The 21181-nt window shown below is 46.5% G+C and carries 14 protein-coding genes and 1 other RNA gene; 13 read left to right on the forward strand and 2 right to left on the reverse strand.

All coding sequences use genetic code 11. From position 1 onward, the window contains the following. The first annotated feature begins 206 nt into the window (after positions 1–206). The 3 genes from D0T20_RS06140 (at position 207) to D0T20_RS06150 (ending at position 2773) form a co-directional block, all read left to right on the forward strand. Positions 207–1238: a DnaJ C-terminal domain-containing protein gene (locus tag D0T20_RS06140; protein WP_116286187.1), complete on the forward strand. Its 1032-nt coding sequence runs from the start codon at positions 207–209 to the stop codon at positions 1236–1238. 77 nt (positions 1239–1315) lie between these two features. Beyond that, positions 1316–1924 carry a heat shock protein transcriptional repressor HspR gene (locus D0T20_RS06145; protein WP_016806621.1) on the forward strand — a complete coding sequence of 203 codons (609 nt, stop codon included), beginning with the start codon at positions 1316–1318 and terminating at the stop codon, positions 1922–1924. A gap of 135 nt (positions 1925–2059) precedes the next feature. Continuing rightward, positions 2060–2773, forward strand: a complete 714-nt coding sequence (locus D0T20_RS06150; RefSeq protein WP_016789918.1) for an HAD family hydrolase — start codon at positions 2060–2062, stop codon at positions 2771–2773. A 122-nt stretch (positions 2774–2895) separates the two neighbouring features. Here the strand turns inward: D0T20_RS06150 and D0T20_RS06155 are convergent, their stop codons facing one another. Then, complete coding sequence (locus D0T20_RS06155; protein ID WP_116438773.1) at positions 2896–5289, reverse strand: transglycosylase domain-containing protein; 2394 nt, start codon at positions 5287–5289, stop codon at positions 2896–2898. Positions 5290–5467: 178 nt separating this feature from the next. Here D0T20_RS06155 and D0T20_RS06160 point away from each other — a divergent pair, with 178 nt between their 5' ends. Both D0T20_RS06160 and ffs read left to right on the forward strand, forming a co-directional pair. Further along, complete coding sequence (locus D0T20_RS06160) at positions 5468–6610, forward strand: inositol-3-phosphate synthase (protein ID WP_116438774.1); 1143 nt, start codon at positions 5468–5470, stop codon at positions 6608–6610. A gap of 136 nt (positions 6611–6746) precedes the next feature. Then, positions 6747–6843, forward strand: an RNA gene (ffs, locus tag D0T20_RS06165) — signal recognition particle sRNA small type. 498 nt (positions 6844–7341) lie between these two features. Here ffs and D0T20_RS06170 read toward each other — a convergent pair. Continuing rightward, a complete protein-coding gene (locus D0T20_RS06170) occupies positions 7342–8295 on the reverse strand; it encodes an ORF6N domain-containing protein (RefSeq protein WP_240320609.1) in 954 nt (317 codons plus the stop codon). Between the two features lie 722 nt (positions 8296–9017). Here D0T20_RS06170 and D0T20_RS06180 point away from each other — a divergent pair. The 8 genes from D0T20_RS06180 (at position 9018) to D0T20_RS06220 (ending at position 21108) form a co-directional block, all read left to right on the forward strand. Then, positions 9018–10208, forward strand: coding sequence for a hypothetical protein (locus D0T20_RS06180; RefSeq protein ID WP_240320610.1), 1191 nt, complete (start codon positions 9018–9020; stop codon positions 10206–10208). A gap of 428 nt (positions 10209–10636) precedes the next feature. Beyond that, a complete protein-coding gene (locus D0T20_RS06185) occupies positions 10637–12163 on the forward strand; it encodes a CAP domain-containing protein (protein WP_116438776.1) in 1527 nt (508 codons plus the stop codon). A gap of 228 nt (positions 12164–12391) precedes the next feature. After that, the gene (locus D0T20_RS06190) at positions 12392–14095 is read left to right on the forward strand and encodes a cellulosome anchor protein (RefSeq protein ID WP_116438777.1); all 1704 of its coding nucleotides are present in this window, start codon (positions 12392–12394) and stop codon (positions 14093–14095) included. A 211-nt stretch (positions 14096–14306) separates the two neighbouring features. Further along, on the forward strand, positions 14307–15446 hold the full coding sequence (locus D0T20_RS06415) for a phosphatase PAP2 family protein (protein WP_162862737.1): 1140 nt from the start codon (positions 14307–14309) through the stop codon (positions 15444–15446). 190 nt (positions 15447–15636) lie between these two features. After that, positions 15637–18537, forward strand: a complete 2901-nt coding sequence (gene topA, locus D0T20_RS06205) for a type I DNA topoisomerase (RefSeq protein ID WP_116438779.1) — start codon at positions 15637–15639, stop codon at positions 18535–18537. Positions 18538–18557: 20 nt separating this feature from the next. Then, positions 18558–19283 (forward strand): dTMP kinase, encoded by a 726-nt coding sequence (gene tmk, locus D0T20_RS06210; RefSeq protein WP_116438780.1) that lies wholly within the window; start codon positions 18558–18560, stop codon positions 19281–19283. Positions 19284–19301: 18 nt separating this feature from the next. After that, positions 19302–20510, forward strand: a complete 1209-nt coding sequence (locus D0T20_RS06215) for a DNA polymerase III subunit delta' (protein ID WP_116438781.1) — start codon at positions 19302–19304, stop codon at positions 20508–20510. Positions 20511–20556: 46 nt separating this feature from the next. Beyond that, the gene (locus D0T20_RS06220) at positions 20557–21108 is read left to right on the forward strand and encodes a YbhB/YbcL family Raf kinase inhibitor-like protein (protein WP_116438782.1); all 552 of its coding nucleotides are present in this window, start codon (positions 20557–20559) and stop codon (positions 21106–21108) included. Positions 21109–21181 lie beyond the last annotated feature (73 nt).

Raw genomic sequence — 21181 nt, forward strand, 5'->3', positions numbered from 1 at the left:
ACAATGCGTGAAACATCGCTAATGTCAGCGCTTGTTTGGATTGTTTAGCTCGCGCATTTCATCAAATGTTTACTTATGCAAGTCCCATGCCTACTCGTGTTGGCGGTTTAGATTCTAAGCAGCTAGCGCGAGTAGGTTATTTAGATACAAGCTATAGATATAAGTTGTTTAGTAAATGCCAGTGGCTCAAAGAAAAAGGAGCTTAAATGGCTGAGAATGAATGGCTAGCCAAAGATTTTTACAAGGTTCTCGGCGTCTCTAAAGATGCTGACGAAGACACAATCACAAAAGCGTACAGAAAACTCGCTAGAAAATATCACCCAGACTTAAACAAAACTAAAGAAGCAGAAGAAAAATTCAAAGACGTATCCGAAGCGTACGACGTTTTGAAAGATAAGCAGATGCGCGCTCGCTACGATGCGATTCGCCAATTCGGCGCAGGCGGAGCAAGATTCGCTGGCGGCGCGGGCGCAGGTGGATTCGACGCAAGCGGATTCAGCGACATTTTCTCATCAATGTTTGGCGGATCGCCAATGGGCGGCGGCTCACGAGTGCGATTCTCCACAAGCGGCGCGGGTCCAGATATGGGAAACATATTCTCCATGTTTGGTGGCGGCGCTGGCGCATCGCAAGCAGGATTTGGTGGAGCAGATTACGAGCGGTACGCTCAATCTGGTCAATCTGCTACGCAAAACGTGCCTGAACGTGGTGAAGACATTACAACGTCTATAAAACTAACGTTTAAGCAGGCGTTTAAAGGCGCTACAGTTTCGCTTCGATCGGGCGGAGAATCGTTCAAAACTCACATTCCTGCAGGCGTAAAAGATGGGCAAAAAATACGCCTAAAGTCAAAAGGCAAACCAGGAAAGTTTGGCGGCGCTTCTGGAGACATGTATTTGCAAGTGCAAGTGGAAAAGTCGGAGCAATTCTCGATTGAAGGATGCGATTTAGTGGCCACTTTGCCGCTCACTTTAAGCGAAGCTGTGCACGGAGCAAAAGTCACGCTTAAAAACGTAGATGGCGAGCCGATTGTGTTTAAGGTGCCATCTGGAACTTCGGGCGGCAGCAGAATACGCGTAGAAGGCGAAGGCGTGCCAGGCAAAAATGGCGCGTTTGTTGGAATTGCGCAAATACACGTTCCAAAAAAGCCAACAATGGCGGTAAAACATGCTGCAAAAGAGTTTGAAAAGGCGTGTGGCGCAGATTACGAGCAAGAAGTTAAGGATTTGCGCGAATAGATGCAGATGCATATGCGCTTAGCGTTTACGTTTAAGAGTCGCAGATTTGCTTAGCGTTTGCGTGAGAAAGGAAAGTCATGGCTAGGTTGGATCGCCAAATTAGGGCGCTGTATGAGATGTGTGCAGTGGCGCTAGTGCGCGGAAATGCAACGCTTGACGGCGCGGACGAAGTGGGCTTTAAAATCGACATGCCGATTTTTACCGTGAGTCACGTAGCCAACCTAACCGACACGCATCCGCAAACGCTTAGGCAGTACGATAGATTGCGCTTGATTATGCCGCAGCGCACAGAAGGCGGAGCCAGAAGATACTCGCTTAGAGACATAGATAGGCTTGTGCAAACGCAAAAGCTGAGCCAAGAAAACGGCGTGAATCTTGCTGGAATTATGCGGATTTTGGAGCTTCAAGAAGAAAATCGCCAGCTTAAAAGGCAAGTGAGGCGCTTAGTTGACGAGGCGGCGAGTGCGGAGCGAAACATTTTTGCGGCGAGTGCAGACGGAAACATTGTAGAGGTTCAGCGCTCGCAGCGCGCAAAGGATTGGCGCCGAGATATTCGTGTGCCTCAGCGCGAGTTGCCGTCGTCTTATGCAAGAGGCAATAATGGCGATTCGCAATATAATGATTACGCGAGCAATGATTTAGAAGACGATAGGTCGATTGTTTTGTGGCGCGCGTTTGGGCTATAGAGCCTACGCTAACAAGTGCCTATATAAACATTAGTTTAGATTTTTCTAAATACTAGTCAAATGCTTAAATATAAATGTAAATATTATAAATATTATAAATATTGCGTATGTAAAGCTACAAAATAAAGGGTATTAATGGCACTAAACACAACAGCAGCGCAAAACGCCACAAATCGCAAGTTGGCAGCAGTTTTTTGGGATATGGACGGCACGCTAATCGACTCAGAGCCGTATTGGCACGAGTCCGAAATCCAAATCGCAAAGAAACACGGCGGCGAGTGGAGCGAAGAGCTTGCATGGCAATACTCGGGCGGCTCTCTAAAAGACGTTGCCGAAGCTATGATTGCGCGCGGAACAAAGATGGGCGTTGAAGAGATTGGCAACGCAATGGTGGACTATGTTGCCGAGCGCGAAAGCGCGGAAGTTCCATGGGTGCCAGACGTTCTAGATCTTTTGCAAAAGCTTGCCGATGCAAAAATCCCTTCGATTTTAGTGAGCAATTCACCAAGGCGACTTGTTGAAAACATTGTGAACCATGCGCCTAAAGGAGCGTTCGCTGGTTTTGTTTGCGGAGACGATGGGTATGCTACAAAGCCAAGCCCCGAGCCGTATTTGGCTGCAGGTAGGCTGCTTGGCATTAGCGCGCAAAACATGAAGTATTGCATTGCGATTGAGGATTCGTTTGCAGGGCTAAAGTCGGCAGCGGCTTCGGGAGCAACAACTCTTGCGCAAAGAGCGTATTCTAACTTAGACGTTAGCGGCGGTCCGCAGTTTGCAGACTTAGACGGCTACAAAGACCTTACGCCGCAAGCGCTTGAGCGCTACATTATTGATCGCATTGCGCAGTAACTAATACGGATTTTCCCGATTTTGTACCATATTTGGCCTAAATCACGTACAAAAAGCGGAAAAACTTCCGCACTTTGTACCAAATTTGACCCAATTTACGTACATTCTCGGGAAAATACAGCTTAATCGCCGCCGCCACTTTGCGTTTGGTTAGCTCCGCCGCTTCCAGAAGATGATGCTGCGCCAGACCCATCGCCAGCGCTCCCGCCGCCTACAGTAGTGCCGCTGCCAGCCGAGCCGTTCTCACCGTTCGCCCCAGAACCATTAGCGCCATCTTCACTACTCGCGCCATTTTCGCCACTTGCGCTATCTGCTTTATCTTTATCTTTATCCTTATCTTTGCTACTTGAACTATCTTCCTTATTTTCGCTATTCGCAACTTCGCTATCGTCGTCCGCAAATTCGTGCTTGCTTCCGCCAAGCCCCCAAGTGCCGTCAACGCCGCCAATTTTGCCGTTATCTTTAGCTTCTGGGAATTTTTCCGCCGCCGTTCCAGCCAGCGCCGCACGCATGTATCGCGTAAACAAATGCGCAGAATACCCAATTCCACCAGGGTATCCGCGGAAAGTTGGCACAGGCAAAGGATTTCCTTGCGCATCTGGGTGCCAAATAGCAAACACAGTCAAAACACTCGGCGTAAATCCAACAAAACTACACGCCGAAGCATCGTTAGCAGTTCCCGACTTTCCAGCAATCGGCTTTCCAACGCCCCTAACTTCTGGCGAAGTACCGTATTGCACAACGCCTTGCATGGCCTTAATAGCAAGCGCCATGTCTGCCGCAGCAAACACCTGCTTTCCAACGGTCGGCGCCCTATAAAACTCTTTGCCGTCTGGGTTCTTAACGCTAGAAACAATGTGCAAATCTGGCCTGCGCCCCTGGTTTGCAATCGTGGAATACGCGCGCGCAATCTCGCTAATATGCACAGGGTCGTTTCCAAGAACAGTAAACGGATTCTTGCCGTTAACGCGCTGCGCATTTAGCCCAGCCATAACAGCCGTATTCGCCACACCTTTTTGCCCCAGCTTTTCTTGCAAAGCCATAAATGGCGTGTTTACAGAGTTTGCTGTTGCTTTATAAAGGTTGATTATTCCCCAATTTGTGTTTGCAAAGTTGTTTACTGGCTTGTCGATTCCCTTAAACTTTAGCCCAGTATTTCCATTAAACAGCGTGTTTAGGCTTGTTCCAGCCTGAATCGCCCCAATCAGCGCAAACGGCTTCATGGTACTTCCAGGCTCGTAAAGCGCTTGAGTGGCGTTATTTAGCGGCTTAGAAAGGTAGTCATCGCCTGCATACACAGATATAATCGACCCATCTTTAGGATTTACGCTCATTGCGCCCGTTTGCACTCCTTGCGGCGTAATTCCGCGCGCGCCAGCAGTCGGGCTTGCAACGTTAAACATTAAATCCTGCTTAGCTTTGTCGATTGTTGTAATAATGCGGTATCCGCCTGTGTCTAGGTCTTCTTTTGTAAACGCGCCGCCGCTTGTAAGCTCGCTGCGAACCATTTGCAAAAGGTATCCTTGCGGCCCCGCGTACATGTTTTGCTTAGTTTGATTAATGGTTTGCGGCATTTTTGCGTTTTTGTATTCTTCGCTTGTAATGTACTTGTCTTCACGCATAATTCGCAGAACGCGCTTGAATCGAATATTCGCCTCTTTAGGCATGATTGCAGGATCCCAGCTGCTTGGCGCAGGGATTATTCCAGCCAGCATTGCCGCTTGAGATAGCGTAAGATCCTTCGCTTCCACGCCAAAGTACGCTTTTGCTGCCGCCTGGATTCCGTACGCTCCGCGGCCCAGATAAATCGTGTTCATGTAATTGCACAGCACGGTGTTTTTGTCTTGTGTTTGCGCGATTTTTAGCGCAAGAATGGCCTCGTGCAGCTTTCCTAAATACGTTTTTGTTTCGCCAAGATAGTAGCGTTCCGCGTATTGTTGCGTAATCGTAGAGCCGCCCCATCTGCCTTTAGACGTTACGTTGTGGATTATTGCGCGCCCAATTCCCTTAAGATCGATTCCGCCGTCTTTGTAGAATGACCTGTTTTCGCTTGCGATTATTGCGTTTCCAACATATGGTTTTAGAACAGAGCAGTTTATGATTTCGCGATTTTGCTCTGCAAAGCTGCCGATTTCCGTTTTTCCATCCGCGTAGTAAACCTTTGTTTTATCCGCCATTGCGATTTTGTCTGGCTGCGGAATGTCTGTTGTTACGTACATCCACGCAACCGTTAGAATTCCAAGGATTATTGGCGTAAAAACTACGATTAGTGCCCAAAATAGAATCGGGTGTTTTGTTCTAAAGTTTTTTTGGATTCTTCTGTGGCTTCTGCGATTGTATGGTTGATTGTATGGTCGCCTTGCGCTTCCGCCGTTTCTTGCGCCGTTTCTTGCGCCGTTTCTTCCGCCTGCCCTGTTGCCTGCGCCGTTGCCAGCAGCATCGCCAGCGCCCGCGCTTCTTACGGTGCGCCTTGTGCTAGAAGAGTGCGAATTTCGTCTATAACTATTTGCAACCATATAATCCAAGTTAGCGCTTGGCGAGGAACTTTAATCATACTTAACGCGGAACTTTAATCCTACATAACGCGGAATTTTAATCATACTTAATATCGTATGTAATATTTGTAAAAGCTAGTATTATAAAAGTGTATTAGTGCGGCGTTTTTGTGCCGATGATTTTTGTTAAGGAGTTTATATGAGTATCCGCGTTGCCATTGCCGGTGTTGGCAATTGTGCTTCGTCGTTAGTTCAGGGCGTTGAATACTACAAGAATGCCAATGATGGCGATAAAATTCCAGGATTAATGCATGCTGTTTTTGGGCAATATCGCGTGCGAGACATTGAGTTTGTAGCCGCTTTCGATGTTGACGCTTTAAAAGTTGGCCATGACTTAAGCGAGGCGATTTATGCTTCTCAAAACAACACGATTCGCTTTGCAGACGTGCCTAATCTTGGTGTTACAGTGCAGCGCGGCCCTACTTACGATGGCTTGGGCGACTACTACAAGCAAATGATTGAGGAGTCTAATGAAGAGCCTGTAAATGTTGCAGCGGTTTTGCGCGATTTGCACGTAGACGTGCTTGTTTCTTACTTGCCAGTTGGCTCCGAGCAGGCAGATAAGGCGTATGCTACGGCGGCTATGGAAGCTGGATGCGCGTTTGTAAATTGCCTTCCTGTTTTTATTGCTTCCGACCCAGTTTGGGCGCAAAAATTCCGCGATGCAGGCGTTCCGATTATTGGCGACGATATTAAAAGCCAGGTTGGAGCTACGATTACGCACCGAGTTATGGCGCGACTTTTTGAAGATAGAGGAGTGCGTTTGGACCGCACTTACCAGCTTAATGTTGGCGGAAACATGGATTTTATGAACATGTTGCAGCGCTCTAGGCTTGAGTCGAAGAAGATTTCTAAGACGCGCGCGGTTACTTCGATTGTTCCGCACGATATGGATGACCACAACGTGCACATTGGCCCTTCGGATTATGTTGCTTGGCTTGACGACCGCAAGTTTGCGTTTGTGCGCTTGGAGGGAACCACTTTTGGCGATGTTCCGCTTAGCTTGGAGTACAAGCTTGAGGTGTGGGATTCGCCTAATTCTGCAGGCATTGTTATAGACGCTGTGCGCGCGGCGAAGATTGCGCTGGATCGCAAGCTTTCGGGCCCTATTTTGGCTCCTAGCTCTTACTTTATGAAGTCGCCAGCTGTTCAGCACGAAGATAGTGAGGCGCGCGAACTTGTTGAGCGCTATATTGCTGGAGATGTTGAGGCAGACGAGTCGCAGCTTAATGCGGATGTTGAGGATGCAAAGAAGAGCGGTAAAAGCGTGTGGCGCGCCTAGCGGCGTGTCTAACGGTGCGGTTACTTGCGACTTGTGATTGTGTCTAGCGATGCATCTTGTTGCGCGCTCCATCTTCGGTTGCTTGCGACTTGCGCTCGGCTTGCGCTCGACTTTTATCCAGAATCGTGTAATATAGGTAGAGCCTCCGCGTGGCACTACGTCACCCAATCCCCCCAGGGCAGGAATGCAGCAAGGGTAAGTGGCCTCTGGTGGGTGCGCGGGGGTTTTCTGTATTCTGCGCGACGACTTGCCTGAGCGCTCAAAGCGTAGCGCGCGAGCGGCTTCCCACTTTTTGTTGCTTATGTTGACTTTTGTTCAATGTTTTGTTCATTTTTTGTAGTGCGTTTGTACCGAATTTCGGCGTTTTTTGATACAAAAGCACTACATAAACACGCAAAACCGTAGTGTGTTTGTACTTAAAATATGGCGTGTCTATATTGACTCTTGAAAAATTCCATGGGAAAATCGTATTAACAGAACCTCTCCACGCTTAATGTATTTTACATGCGGACCACGGAGAGGGCTTTTTTGTATTGCGCCATGCGCCTTGCCCGCGCGCTTAGAACTCCAATTCGGGATTCTTTAACAACTCATCAAACATCGCATTATACAAACGCAAAGGCAGGTCATGTCGTTCGCGCGGTCTAAGCGCGCGAACGTCTTCGCCGCGCAGAAGCAGTGCTTCTGCCTTGAGCGGCTCAGCGCTCCGAATTACCTTTTCGCGCTACGCTCTAAGCGAAAAGGCAGGTCGGAGCGCCACAAAGATAAACAGCCTCATCGTCTGTTCCATAATCTATAGCCACATACCTATCGTGATACTTTCTGCAAGCAGTCTTAAACTTCAAATCAACACTAGGATAATCGCTTACAAAATCATGCAACATACTTTCCGTAAGCATATTCTTGTTCCTAGCATTATCACTAAAAACTACAATTTCAACCCCTTCACTGGCAAACCGCAATAGCTCCAACGTTTTAAGACCAATATAATTATCTACAACATAAATGCTTTTCTTAGCCGACTTATATATTTTGCAATATGCAAGATCCGCTTCTATTTTATTGCCGTCCATAAGAAGAAAATGTTTATACGTATTTGGATTAATAAAATTATCCATTACCTTATTAAAATCTTCCTTCGTTGCCATTTGAGATTTTATTTCCGCTATGTCTTTAGTATTCCGGCTTGTTTGAATCGCAAGCTTAGCTAATTCATTCTCGCCAATAAAATCCTTATTTTCAACAATATAATCCTTCATTTGCTTAAAGGTTCTAATAAGAGCTTTCGACTGCATTGTGGCAAGTTCGCCTCTTAGCACAGTCATAAGCATATAAATACCCTGCTCCGTAAAAGCATAAGGCAAATATCTAGAGCCGCCCCAACTTGAGGTGAAATTTTTGCACCTCAAGTTTTTGAACTCATCAGCAGTTAGCTGAAACATAAAATCTTCTCCCTCAAACTTCTCAATATTATTTTTAATCTGTCTATTGAAATTTTTCGTTTCATACCCATAGATTTCAGCAAGCTCAAAATCAAGCATGACTTTTTGATTGCGAATGTTGTAGATTCTCTCTTTTATCGCTTTAGCATCTTTTATCGCTTTAGCAGACTCAATTGTTTTAATCGTTTTAACAGACGCGTTTTTAGAATTCGCGATCCTTAAATTTTTATTCTGCTCTGCCATAAGACTCCTCCTAAAAAATGTGCGTAAACCTAGCGCCATGCAACAAAAACTACATTTCTAACACAAAACCCATGAATCACAAGCAATCAGGGTTATTCCCCAAAATCAAACACAAGACACATAACATATAACAACTAGCAAAACTAGCATGCATCAGCGCATAAATGTCATTTTATAAGATTTTATAGATAAGAAGCAACAAAAAAATAGGTTTTTCATTCCAAAGCGCGCGAGAAGGTAATTCGGAGCGCTGAGCCGCTTAAGGCAGAAGCATTGCTTCTGCGCGGCGAAGACGTTTGCGCGCCGTAACGCGCGAACGGTTGACGCTTTTTGTACCATTTTTGACCTAAATCACGTACAAACTCGGGAAAATTAACTGCGCTATTGTTGAACGACACGCGCGGAAATCTTTCCTTAAAAAAACCTGGGAAAATTCTTCAAAAACCTTGAAATGCGCATTTTTACGGTTTGAGCGTTGTTTATCTACAAATTTTACGGCGAGTGTGGCCTAATTGTGAATTAGTTTGCGTATAACATCATTTTTTTCGGTTTAGCACGTGTGGCTGGTGCTTGACTTTTTCAAACGGGGGGGGGTATGTTAATAGCAACATCACACGGTGGATAACCGTTGGTGAAAATGCGCGAACGCGCGTTTTATATTTTCCTCGCCGCATTGCGAGTTGTTCGCTTTGCGAGTGGTGGAGAAGAAGAAAGGAAATAAAATGATGAATAAGAAGGCTATCGCCGCTTTCGCCGCTGGCGCAACTTTGCTTGCCGGCTTTGCAATGGCAACCCCAGCATTCGCTGCTGATAAGACTGAAGCTCCTAAGAAGGAAGCTGAAAAGGAAATGTCTGGCCTTGAAAAGGCTCAGGATGCTGTTAATAAGGCTCAGGCTGCTCTTGATAAAGCTAACACAGATAAGGCTGCTAAGGATAAGGCTGCTAAGGATGCTTCCGATGCTTGGACTGCAGCTAAGAATGCTGGTGCTCCAAAGGGCGCTAAGGAAGATCAAACAACCCATGTATATGCTAAGGATGACACTGTTGCTTTGACAACAGAAGAGGGAAACACTCTTCAGAAGTTCTTGGATAAGCAGACTGCCGTTAAGACTACAGCTGATGCTGCTGCTAAGGCTGATGAGGCTGTTAAGACCGCTGATGCTAACTTGAAGGCTGCTCAGACCGCTCTTGTCAACTACAAGGATCCAGTCAAGCCAGCTGACCCATCTGAGTCCACTCTTAAGGCTGCTTTGGTAAAGACCAGCGCTGATTTCGACGAAGCTAACGGCAAGCTCGAGAAGGCCTACACCAAGTTCGATGCTGCATACTCTGATGTAAAGGCTGCTCAAGCCAAGCTTGATAGCGCAAATGCTGCTCTTGCAAGCTTCAAGACTGCTCATGACGAGTATACCAAAGCAGATAAGGTTGAGTTGGCTCGACTTGGTAAGGCTGTTAAGGACGCTACTGAAGAAGTAAACGACGCTACTAAGGCTTACAACAAGGCTAAGGACGAGCTTGGAAAGGCATTTACCGCTGCTCACAATGCTTGGTCTGCTTACAAGACTGCATTCAAGGCTGCTAAGGATAAGAATGCTGCTTTGGTTGCTGGCTATGCTTTGCCAGATGACTTAGAGCCACTTGCTGCTAACTACCAGCCAGGCGTTGCCCACGTTACACCAGGCGCTGCTGGCCACACTGCCCCAGGTGCTGTAAAGCCAGGTGCTCAGCCAGGTAAGGCTGGCGCTGCTAATGGTGCTGCCGCTGCTGGTGCTAAGGCTGAGGTTGAGAACAAGAAGGACAGGGACAAGCGCGGTAACACCCACACTGGTACTGGTGTTGGCGTAACTTTGACCGCTTTGGCTGCCACTATGCTTGCTGGCATGGGTGCTGCTGTTCGCAAGGCTCGTCACTAAGCTAAAAGTGTAAAAACTAAATTTGTCTAGCTGCGTAGTTTAAGCATTGCGATTGATGCGCTTAGTAGTAATTATTAATTGCATTATTAATCGCGTTGCTAATTGCGCAGCTAGATAAATACCCTCGGCTCGAAATTTAAGAGCGTTTATACTTGCGCTCAACGGTTGGTAAGGGGTTTTGTAGGGAAGCGCCTTGCTGATATGCCAATTGCGTGCTTACTAATTGCTTAAACTCTGATTTGCTATTAATTTTCTTTCTTCTTGGAGTTTTAGCGTTAGATAGTGTGTTTTAGGTGTTGAGCGTGTTGCTTTCGGTTTTGTTTGCTACTAGGGGCATTCAAAGCCGAAAGCTTTTTTGTTATTTGTCTCTGTAGTAAAGGCCTATAGTAAAAGCCTATAGTAAACCCCTATAGTAAAAGAGAGAATCCATGAAAAAGCAAACTCCAAAATCTGCCGAAAAAATGGCTTTCAATTCATTTTCTAACAACTCTTTCAGTTCATTTTCTAAAAAATTCACCGCTGCAACCGTAGCCGCAATTTTGGCTGGTTCAGCGGTTTCTATGTTTGGAGCTACTGCAAACACCGCTTTTGCTAGCGATGTAACAGTATCTAGCTACGCGCACCCAGCAACCAGCTTAGATAGCACCAGCGCAAAAAGCACTGCTAGCGGTCTTTTTGCAAGCGTAATGGATAATGAATCCTTTACGCGTGCTCAGCGCGATGATGCAGCTAAAGCTCTTGCAATATTGCATGGTTTTACAGAAAAGCCAAACTGGTACGATTCAAAAGTAAAGCTTAATAGCGGCGAAGACTCTCCAGATAACATTACTCGCTTGAATAATTCAATATCGTATATGCGCGCGATTAACGAGTATCGCAAGAGTCGTGGTCTTAATCCTCTTGGCGTAAGTCTTTATACGACGGCAGTAGCAATAAATGACGCGTTCTATTCTGCCAATATTTTTGAACACGCAATGCACTATAAGACGTTTGAAAATTTGGCTTGGGGTTCATACGGCGACGGAACCTACGACGGCGGCAGCACCACGGATACCATGACTGGTGCAATGAAAATGTGGATTACGGACGAAAAAGCCAAGTATGATGACTTTATAGCTAAGGGTATGTCTGTTGGCGGAATAAATTCTGGCTATTATAGAGAGTTTGGCCACTACCTAAACTTCATTAATCCAACGCTTACGGCAATGGGTCTTACTAGCGGAAATATTAGCAACGAGTACGGCACTGTTATATCTTGGGAAGCTGTTCCAGCTAGCTACTTGGAAGGCAATAAGGCGCCATTTACGCTGGACGAGTACCAAAAGCTTATTAATGCATACATTAATGGGCAGCCTTATGATGTGACGCCAAGCGAGGAGACGCCAAGTGATGTGACGCCAAGTGATGTGACGCCTGCGCCTGCGCCTGTTCCTTCGGACGTGACGCCTTCGGATGTGACGCCTTCGGATGTTACGCCTGACGTGACTCCTGACGTGACACCTGATGTGACACCTTCGGACTTCGATTTCACTCCTTCGTTTGACGTAACGCCGTCTGAGGATACGCCTTCTGACTTCGATTTCACTCCAAGCTTTGATGTGACGCCAAGTGAGGATACTTATACTCCGTCTGACTTTGACTTCACTCCTTCGTTTGATGTGACGCCAAGTGAGGATACTCCGTCTGATTTCGACTTCTCGCCAAGCTTTGATGTGACGCCAAGTGAGGATACTCCTTCTGATTTTGATTTCACTCCAAGCTTTGACGTGACCCCATCTGATGAGACGCCGTCTGACTTCGATTTCACTCCAAACTTTGATGTGACGCCAAGTGAGGATACTTATACTCCGTCTGACTTTGACTTCTCGCCAAGCTTTGATGAAGCGCCTTCTAGTGATTCTGATTCAAACGTGACGCCAAGTGACTTTACGTTTGATTACAACTTCGACCTGTAGACGCTCGGCGCTTTGACTGAGCTTGAAATTGCATAACGCATTTCAAGCTCCTTCAAAGCGCTGAGCCACTCAAGGCAGAAGCACTGCTTCTGCGTGGCGAAGACGTTCGCGCGCTTAGACCGCGCGAACGATGACATGTCTTTTCGCTTAAAGCGTAGCGCTACGGCAGGTCGGAGCGCAAAAGCGTCGTCGTATCAAAAATCGTAAGTAAGAAAAAGGAAGAATGTTATGAAAAATAAAACTTTAGTCGCAAAAAAGCTTGCGTTAGTGGTAGCAGGTCTTTCGATGGCAGCTCCTTGCTTTATTGCGGGCGCGCCTGCGTTTGCTGACTCGTACGCAAGCGTTCAAAGAAGCACGAATGTTAACCTTGCAAAGCTTTATGGCACAACGGATGGCGTTGGTCTTATCTATAAGCATGGCAATGTGGATAAGAATCCATTGGGAGAGGGAAAGTTTGCATTTCAGCTGTATTACGACATGTTAATGGCGTCTAACAATACGCGAATGGCAAGTAAAACTGGCAAGCTTGATGCTGCTAGCGAAAAGCTTCTTAATTCAATAAAAGAGGAAATTAGAAGATACGAATATCATTTTCATTCTTTTACTAAGGAAGATGGCGAAGATTCGTATTTGCTTGAAAAACACTGGAAGCGTATTGATGCAGCTAAAAGCCAAGAAGAGTTGAAGAAAGCATACAAAGATCTTGCAGAGGCTATGCGCTTTTCTATTAGGAATTACAGTGCTCATTATGGTTTAAATAATGTTACGAATGGCATGCAAAATCCAAAGTCAAATAGTTTTGTAGACCCAACTCCTACAAAATCTAAGTTTGGCAATTATGATCTTTCGTACTTAGATAACTTTTCGCCAGTAGTCTCTAGAGACGATTCCTATCCGCATGCTCCAGCACCTGCGTCGTTGAGTGACGTTGATCCAAACTTAAAAGGCAACTTAGTCTTAGATAAAAGCATTGGTGCAGAAGCTGGAATGCCTAGCTATGTTAGGATTAAAACAAGAAGAATATATCCTAACGCAGATATGAACAAGATTATAAGTGATCCTCTTTTGGTTCTATCTCGCGCATACCTCTATAAGGGCAGTGTAGACGATTTTGGGGATGCGTACGGCGAGAAACCAGTGCTGCTGACTTCGTCAAGTTATAAAGATGACGATATCCTTATTGCTAAGGACTATTCAGGCGATCCTAATAATGACGATCTGGCCTTTGATGTTTCAATTCCAGAAGGCTGCCACGGCTTATATACGCTTTTGCTTGTAGGTGAGAACGGAAGGCAGCTTGGATGGACCACAATAAATGTTGATAAAGAGGGCGAGAGCGTTGGAGATATTTCACGTGGCGCCGCGATTGCTGCGTCTGACGATGAGAGCACGCCTTCTGAGGATACGCCTGAGCCTGAGCTTGTTCCTTCGGACGTGACGCCGTCTGAGGATACTCCTTCTGATTTCGATTTCTCGCCAAACTTTGATTTCGCGCCTTCTGAGGATGTGATCCCATCTGATTTTGACTTTACGCCAAGCTTCGATGTGACGCCTTCTGAGGATGTGACCCCTTCTGATTTTGACTTCACTCCAAACTTTGATGTGACGCCTTCTGAGGATACTTATACTCCTTCTGATTTTGATTTCACTCCAAACTTTGATGTGACGCCGTCTGAGGATACGCCTTCTGACTTCGATTTCTCGCCAAGCTTCGACGTGACTCCGTCTGAGGATACTTATACTCCTTCGGATTTTGACTTTACGCCAAGCTTCGATGTGACGCCAAGTGAGGATACTTATACTCCGTCTGATTTTGATTTCTCGCCAAGCTTTGACGAAGCGCCTTCTAGTGATTCTGATTCAAACGTGATGCCAAGTGACTTTACGTTTGATTACAACTTCGACGCTGTAGACGCTCGGCGCTTTGACTGAGCTTGAAATTGCATAACGCATTTCAAGCTCCTTCAAAGCGCTGAGCCGCTTAAGCGTAAAGTCCAGTGGACTTTACGCGCGGCGAAGACGTGAGCGCGGCTAATCCGCGCGAGCGACATGACCTGTCTGTGCGCTTAGAGCGTGCTATTCCTCACGGCTTAATAGTCGTGAGGAATAGCGCTATGGAGCGCGTGGAGTGTTGTTTGATAAAATATTGCGTATGGGTCAATTTGAAGGCAGCAAGATTATCGGCAGCGCCGACGACAGTGATAATAGCCAGATTATCGGCGATATCCAGCTAACTCAAAACTCTAATAGCAGCAAAGTTAATCAAGATATTAAAGTCAATCAAGATATTTCTAAGCTCGATCCATTGATGAATCGTCCTAGAATATCAACAATCGTGTTATGCGCTATATTCGCATTGATTTTTGCTGCATCTGCTAGTGCTGTATGGCTTCTAGCTGTTAGAACACCAATCGGCCAATCGTACGAAGAAATGGTAATCAGCACTTTTGGATATAGTGCCATTCCGCCAACATTCGCCGCGATTTTAGCGCCGCTTAGAAGTTCAATAATCGTTATAGTTTTATCTGCACTAATTTGCGTTGCGGCATTAATAATATCAATCATAAGAAAACGATGGTTGCTGCTTGCACAATGCTGCACAATATTCGTGCTATCGCTTGCTACAGAGCCATTAAAACGCATTCTTCCTAGGCAAATGCTTGTAAACATTGCTACTCTTGCAAAAAATTCCGCACCTTCTGGCCACACTCTTTTAATGGCGGCTGCTTGCGCAATACTTGTTTGCGCGGCGTCTCGCGCGTTTAGAGCATGGGCTGCAGCTGGAGCAGCGTTAATAACGTTTTTGCTGGCTGTGGCACTTATGGGAGGCCGCTGGCATAGGCCTGCAGACGTTGTAATGTCGGTACTAATAGTAGGCGCAATCTCTTGCGCTGTAATGGCTTTTACGCGCGGTTCTGCAATGGATTTGCCTGGACGCAGAAAGTCGTCTATAAGCGTGCAAATTGTTGGAAGCGCAATGATTACAATGGGCGTTATTTGCATCGCGTATTTTGCGTACATGTTTTATCAAATCATGCCAGGCATTGAGCTGGGCGCAAAATGGGCGATTGGCGTTTCGCACGTTTTAACATATTGGGCTGTTGCAGGTGCGTGTAGCCTAACCTTCGGCGTTTTAATGGTTATTAAGCAATGCGCGGCTGCTCCTTTAAGCAGACTCGGATTAGTGGGAGCGCCTCCTATTCCTCCTGCTGCACCATCAAAAAGCGATGAGCAAAGTCAGTCTAATGAAAGCGATTTGTTAAAAATGCTATCGTCTAATTGAATAAAAAATAATTAAAATTGAATAAAAAATAAGTAAAGTGGTATATATAGGAGTATATGCTGATATTTCGCAAAGTTTGATTTTGTTGATTTTGCAGAATTTGCAGCGCATATTGCGTTAGAGTTGGCGTGGATTTAGTAATAAAAGCGCGGAATTGCATATAGAATGCATATGAATGAAAGGAGAGAGTATGACAGAGCAGAATAAGCTTGTCATTGTGGAGTCTCCCACTAAAGCGCGTAAAATAGGCGGATATCTTGGAAGCGGATACACGGTTATGGCGTCTGTAGGCCATATTCGCGATTTAGCGCAGCCAAGTCAGGTGCCAGCTGCTAAAAAGGCGGAATTTGGCAAGTTTGGCGTAGATGTAAACAATGGTTTTGAGCCATACTACGTTGTTGGCGCAGATAAAAAGAAAACAGTTTCGGACTTAAAGGCTGCGCTGGCAAAGTCTGGCGAGTTGTTCCTTGCGACTGATGAGGATCGCGAAGGAGAGGCGATTGCTTGGCATCTTGTGCAAGCGCTTAAGCCAAAAGTGCCAGTAAAGCGCATGGTGTTTCACGAGATTACAAAGCCCGCGATTCAAGCTTCGCTTGCTAACACGCGAGACGTTGACGACCACATGGTTGACGCGCAAGAAACGCGCCGCGTGTTGGATAGATTGTACGGCTACGAGCTTTCGCCAGTTTTGTGGCGTAAAGTTGGGCCAGGTCTTTCGGCTGGACGAGTGCAATCTGTTGCAACGCGTTTGATTGTTGAGCGCGAGCGCGAGCGAATGGCGTTTAGAAAAGCAAGCTACTGGGATGTTTGCGCGGATTTGAGTGCAAACGGCGTTGATTTTACGGCGCGAATGACGGCTCTAAACGGAGCGCGTTTGGCTGGTTCTAAAGATTTTAACTCGCTTGGAGAGCTTCAAAAAGTCAAGGGCGAATCCGCTTTAGCGCACTATTTAAGCGAGGCAGACGCTTGCGCGATTGCGCAAATCCTTGGCGCTGCCGATTTTGTTGTAAACTCAATGGACACTAAGCCGTATCGCCGCCGCTCATTGCCTCCGTTTACAACGTCTACTCTTCAACAGACTGCTGGAAACCGCTTGTCTATGAGCTCTCGCCAAACTATGCGCGCGGCTCAATCTTTGTACGAAAACGGTTACATAACCTACATGCGTACGGATTCTGTAACGCTTTCTAAAGAGGCGATTTTTGCGGCTCGAGATTGCGTTAAGTCTAGTTTTGGCAGCGAGTATTTAGCGGATTCTCCAAAGCAGTATGCTACGACTTCTGCAGGCGCTCAAGAAGCGCACGAGTGTATTCGTCCGGCTGGGTCTACTTTTAGGAATCCTGCGGATTTGGCTGGCGTGCTGCCTGCCGATCAGCTTAAGCTTTACACGCTTATTTGGCAGCGCACGCTTGCGTCTCAAATGGCGGACGCTACTGGTTTTACAGCTACAGTTAAGCTAGACGCTTTAGCTGGCAGCTTTGGAACGGCTAATTTCCAGGCTTCTGGAACCGTTATCGAGTTTGCTGGATTTATGAAGGTGTTTGGCGGATTTAGCGAAGACGAGCAGTCTAAGGCTTTGCCGCCTATGGCTAATGGCGATGTTCTTAAAGCTTTGCAAGTTAGTGCGGATGGTCATGAAACTCAGCCGCCAGCACGCTATACGGAAGCGTCTTTAGTTAAAACGCTTGAAGCTAAAGAGATTGGTAGGCCGTCTACTTACGCTAGCATTATTTCTACGATTATTGACCGCGGATATGTGTATGAGCGTGGACGCGCGTTGATTCCAAGCTGGCTTGCTTTTGCGGTTATTAAGCTTTTGGAATCTAATTTCCCAACTTATGTTGACTACGCGTTTACGGCAGACATGGAAAATGGCTTGGACCGCATTGCGCATGGCGAGGAAGCTGGTAAAGATTGGCTTTACAAGTTTTACTTTGGAGATGACGAGGCGGCGGTTGCTGGCGATTCGCGTGCGGAGGCTGGCGACTTTGCAATGCGTGAAGGCTTGCAAAAGCAGGTTGATCAGCTTGGCGAGATTGACGCTCGAGAGATTAACACGATTGATATTGGCGGCGGATTGCACGTGCGCGTAGGCAGATACGGCCCATATTTGGAAGATACTAAGAATCTAGACGAAGAGGGCAATGCGCGCAGAGCTTCGATTCCAAGCACTTTAGCTCCAGACGAGTTGAGCGAGCAGGTTGCTAGAGATTTGATTGAGAACAACTCTGACGGCCCGCGCGTTTTGGGAACAGATCCGCAAACTGGCGGCAGTGTAGAAGTTAGGAACGGGCGTTTTGGCGCGTACGTTGCGCTTGTTGAGGCTGCGGATGAGGCTTCGGGCGAGGGTAAGTCGCAAGCAACCGACGATTCCGCTAAAACTGGCGCAAAGTCTTCTGCAAAGTCTTCTGCAAAATCCAAGAAGACTGCTAAAGCTAAGCCAAAAATGGCGTCTTTGTTCAAAACTATGGACCCTGCAACAATAACTTTGCAAGACGCTTTGAAACTTTTGAATTTGCCGCGATTGGTTGGCGTTGTAGAAGAAGTTGATGAGCAGGGCGAGGTTAAGCGCGCAAGGATTGAGGCGAATAATGGGCGATACGGCCCGTATTTGACTAAGACCTACGAGCGAACGGATTCTGGCGATTCAGCTGCGTATTCTAAGCCAGATAACCGCTCACTTGCAAGCGAAGACGCGATTTTTAGTGTGACTTTAGACGAAGCTAAGGAGCTGTTTGCGCAACCAAAGTACGGCAAGCGCACGCGTGGAGCTGCAAAACCGCCACTTAGGGAGCTTGGAGAAGACCCAGAAAGCGGCAAGCCAGTTGTAATTAAAGACGGCTTCTACGGAGCTTATATTACGGATGGCGTTACGAATCGCACGCTTCCAAAGCAATACACGCCTGAGTCGATTGAGCCGCAAGTTGCGTTTGAGCTTTTGGCGCAAAAGCGAGCGGCAGGGCCTGTAAAGCGCAAGAGAGCGGCCTCTAAGAAGACGGCAACAAAGAAGACGGCTGCTAAAAAAACGGCAGCTAAAAAGCCTGCTGCAAAAAAGAGCACAGCAAAAAAGTCCACGTCTAAAGCCGAGTAAACCTGGTAGAGGTATGCAAAATGGCTATATGTGTTAAAAACAGCGGGATTAGCGGCTTAAACAATGGTCTTAAAGGGCTTAAAGGGCTTTTTATATCTTTTGAAGGAATAGATGGCGTTGGGAAAACCACGCAGGTTGAAGCTTTGCGCGATTTTCTGCAAGCGCGCGGACTTGAGGTTGTTGTTACTAGAGAGCCTGGCGGCACGCAATTAGGAAAACAGTTGCGAGATATTCTTTTGCACGGCGGAGCGATTTCTGCGCGTGCAGAGGCGCTACTTTTTGCGGCGGATCGCGCTCAACATGCTGCGCAAATCATTATTCCAGCGTTGCAGCGCGGTGCGGTTGTTATAACGGATCGCTACATTGATTCTTCGCTAGCGTACCAATCGGGTGGGCGCGAACTCACTATGCAAGACGTGCGTGATTTAAGCGAGTGGGCGTCTAATTGCCTTTGGCCAAATCGCACGTATTTGCTAGATATGAGCGAGAAAGATGCTGCTGTGCGATTGCATGGGCAGGCGGATCGCATGGAAAGTGCAGGGCTTGATTTTGCGCGCCGAACGCGTGAAGCGTTTTTGGATCTTGCTAAACAAAACGCGCAAAGATTTTGCGTTTTAGACGCCACTTTGCCAGCTTGCGACTTATCGAAGTTGATTGCTAAAGACTTGTGCGAGTTGATGGATGATGCTGGTGTGCGTTACTGTTGCGAAAAATCGCCAGAATCGCAAGAAAATCAAGGATTTTAGGACTCTAGGATTTTAGCAATGGACGTTTGGGAATCGGTAGTTGGTCAAGCGCAAGTTGTTGAGCGTCTTAAAAAAGTAGCGCAAGGCGATTCAAGCAAAATTGCGCAATCGTGGCTTATTTGCGGCGCTTCGGGATTTGGATGCGCAAAAGTAGCAAGAGCGTTTGCAGCAGCATTGCAATCGCGCGGAAAAGTCGCAAGCTTCCGCGCCGCTGAAGACTCCGCAACTCAAATAAATGCTCAAATAAATACAAATACTCAAATAAACACAGATAAAATCGCAAGTGAAGTATTAGCTGGAACAAGCCCAGATGTAAACATTTTAAGCACAGACAAAGTTACAGTAAGCATTGACGAAGTGCGCGAAATTGTGTCAATTTCCGAGCAAATGCCAAGTGTTGCACCGTGGCGAATCATAATAATCGAAGACGTTGGGCGCATGCTTGAGCGAACAACAAACGTTTTGCTAAAAGAAATCGAAGAACCAGCACCTCGCACAATATGGATTCTTTGCGCTGCAAGCGCGGCAGATGTTTTGCCAACAATTCGTTCCAGGTCTCAAATAGTGAATTTGGCGCAACCAAGCGACCAAGATGTGCAAGAATACGTGCAAAAACGCTCTAACGTGGATGCAAAAACAGCGGAGAGCGTTGCACGAATTGCGCAAGGAAACGTTGATTTGGCAATGCTTTATGCTACAAGCGAGCGTGCTAGAAGCGGGCGGGAAGAGCTTGTTGCTAGCGTTTTGCGCATTAGCAGCGCAATAGATGCGATTATGCTTGCGCAAACGCTAATCGAAGATGCTAAAGCGCAGGCAGAAGAAGAGGTGCAAAAGTGGGTGGAAGAAGAGCAAAGCGAGTTTTTGCGCATAAATGGCATTAAGCCAACGGATAAAATTCCGCCTAAAATTCGTAGCGCATACAATGCGATTGGCAAAAAAGACGACGTTAAGCGCAAAGTGACTCGCGTAAGCAGAGATGTTCTAAACCGCGCAATAGATGCGATTTGCAGCGTGTACAGAGATGTGCTTGTTGTGCTAAACAATGCGCAATTACAAACGCCACTTGTGAATCAAGAATTTAAAGCAGATATTATGCAGCTTTCTAAAAAAATTACAGCAGAGCGCGCGCTTAAATGCCTTGATGCGCTTTCGGTGGCTAAAAAGCGGCTTGCTGGCAATGGAAACGCAACGCTTGTTTTTGAAGCGCTTTTCTGTGCGCTTTCTTAACGCATAGTCACGTTTTATAGTCACAGCGGTAGTAGATACTTAAATTATGAATATTTCTGCAGATTTCACCACTATTCCAGACAACTTTGCAAAAGCTGCGCCGGAAGAAAACAAGATTAACGGCGTTCCAGTCGTATCTTTTCCATTTTATGTAGACAAGTTGCCTGATTTTGTGCACTACTTGCATTGGCGATTTGTAGACGACGACGCTATACCAGTGTGCGGATTCCAGTGGATTCATTGGGTTGTAGCAAATGTTCCAGTGGAAGCGCTTATGTTTGACTTTAACGACTCGCGCGCTTTGCAAATTCCGCAAGACTTTTCGCGCACAATGCCAACCATGATTCCAGAAGTTGTACAAGGGCGAAACTCGCAAGCTAGCCGATTTGTTGGATGCACGGACCCTGCGATTACAATGCGCTACAATGGCCCGCAGCCGCCAGACAAGGATCACGACTACATGCTAGAAGTGTTTGGCACGCAAGAGCCTCTTGCAAATCTTAAAGAGGGCTTTTACCTTAACGAAATGATGAATGAAATCAGGCATTATGATTCGTATGTAGACGTTAACGGATTATATTTGCGAGGAAAAGCTTAGAGCTTAAGGTTTAGAGCTTAGAGTATAGGATTTAGGTTTTAGGTTTAGGTTTTAGGTTTAGGATTTATATGAC

This window comes from Gardnerella piotii, assembly GCF_003397585.1.
Classification (GTDB): domain Bacteria; phylum Actinomycetota; class Actinomycetes; order Actinomycetales; family Bifidobacteriaceae; genus Bifidobacterium; species Bifidobacterium piotii.

Bases quoted from the DNA above. Each gene is read 5' to 3' on its own strand.
- topA (WP_116438779.1), top strand. From the start codon at position 15,637: ATGACAGAGCAGAATAAGCTTGTCATTGTGGAGTCTCCCACTAAAGCG.
- D0T20_RS06160 (WP_116438774.1), top strand. From the start codon at position 5,468: ATGAGTATCCGCGTTGCCATTGCCGGTGTTGGCAATTGTGCTTCGTCG.
- D0T20_RS06150 (WP_016789918.1), top strand. From the start codon at position 2,060: ATGGCACTAAACACAACAGCAGCGCAAAACGCCACAAATCGCAAGTTG.
- D0T20_RS06155 (WP_116438773.1), bottom strand. From the start codon at position 5,289: ATGGTTGCAAATAGTTATAGACGAAATTCGCACTCTTCTAGCACAAGG.
- D0T20_RS06190 (WP_116438777.1), top strand. From the start codon at position 12,392: ATGAAAAATAAAACTTTAGTCGCAAAAAAGCTTGCGTTAGTGGTAGCA.
- D0T20_RS06180 (WP_240320610.1), top strand. From the start codon at position 9,018: ATGATGAATAAGAAGGCTATCGCCGCTTTCGCCGCTGGCGCAACTTTG.
- D0T20_RS06140 (WP_116286187.1), top strand. From the start codon at position 207: ATGGCTGAGAATGAATGGCTAGCCAAAGATTTTTACAAGGTTCTCGGC.
- D0T20_RS06215 (WP_116438781.1), top strand. From the start codon at position 19,302: ATGGACGTTTGGGAATCGGTAGTTGGTCAAGCGCAAGTTGTTGAGCGT.
- D0T20_RS06220 (WP_116438782.1), top strand. From the start codon at position 20,557: ATGAATATTTCTGCAGATTTCACCACTATTCCAGACAACTTTGCAAAA.
- D0T20_RS06145 (WP_016806621.1), top strand. From the start codon at position 1,316: ATGGCTAGGTTGGATCGCCAAATTAGGGCGCTGTATGAGATGTGTGCA.
- D0T20_RS06170 (WP_240320609.1), bottom strand. From the start codon at position 8,295: ATGGCAGAGCAGAATAAAAATTTAAGGATCGCGAATTCTAAAAACGCG.
- tmk (WP_116438780.1), top strand. From the start codon at position 18,558: ATGGCTATATGTGTTAAAAACAGCGGGATTAGCGGCTTAAACAATGGT.
- D0T20_RS06185 (WP_116438776.1), top strand. From the start codon at position 10,637: ATGAAAAAGCAAACTCCAAAATCTGCCGAAAAAATGGCTTTCAATTCA.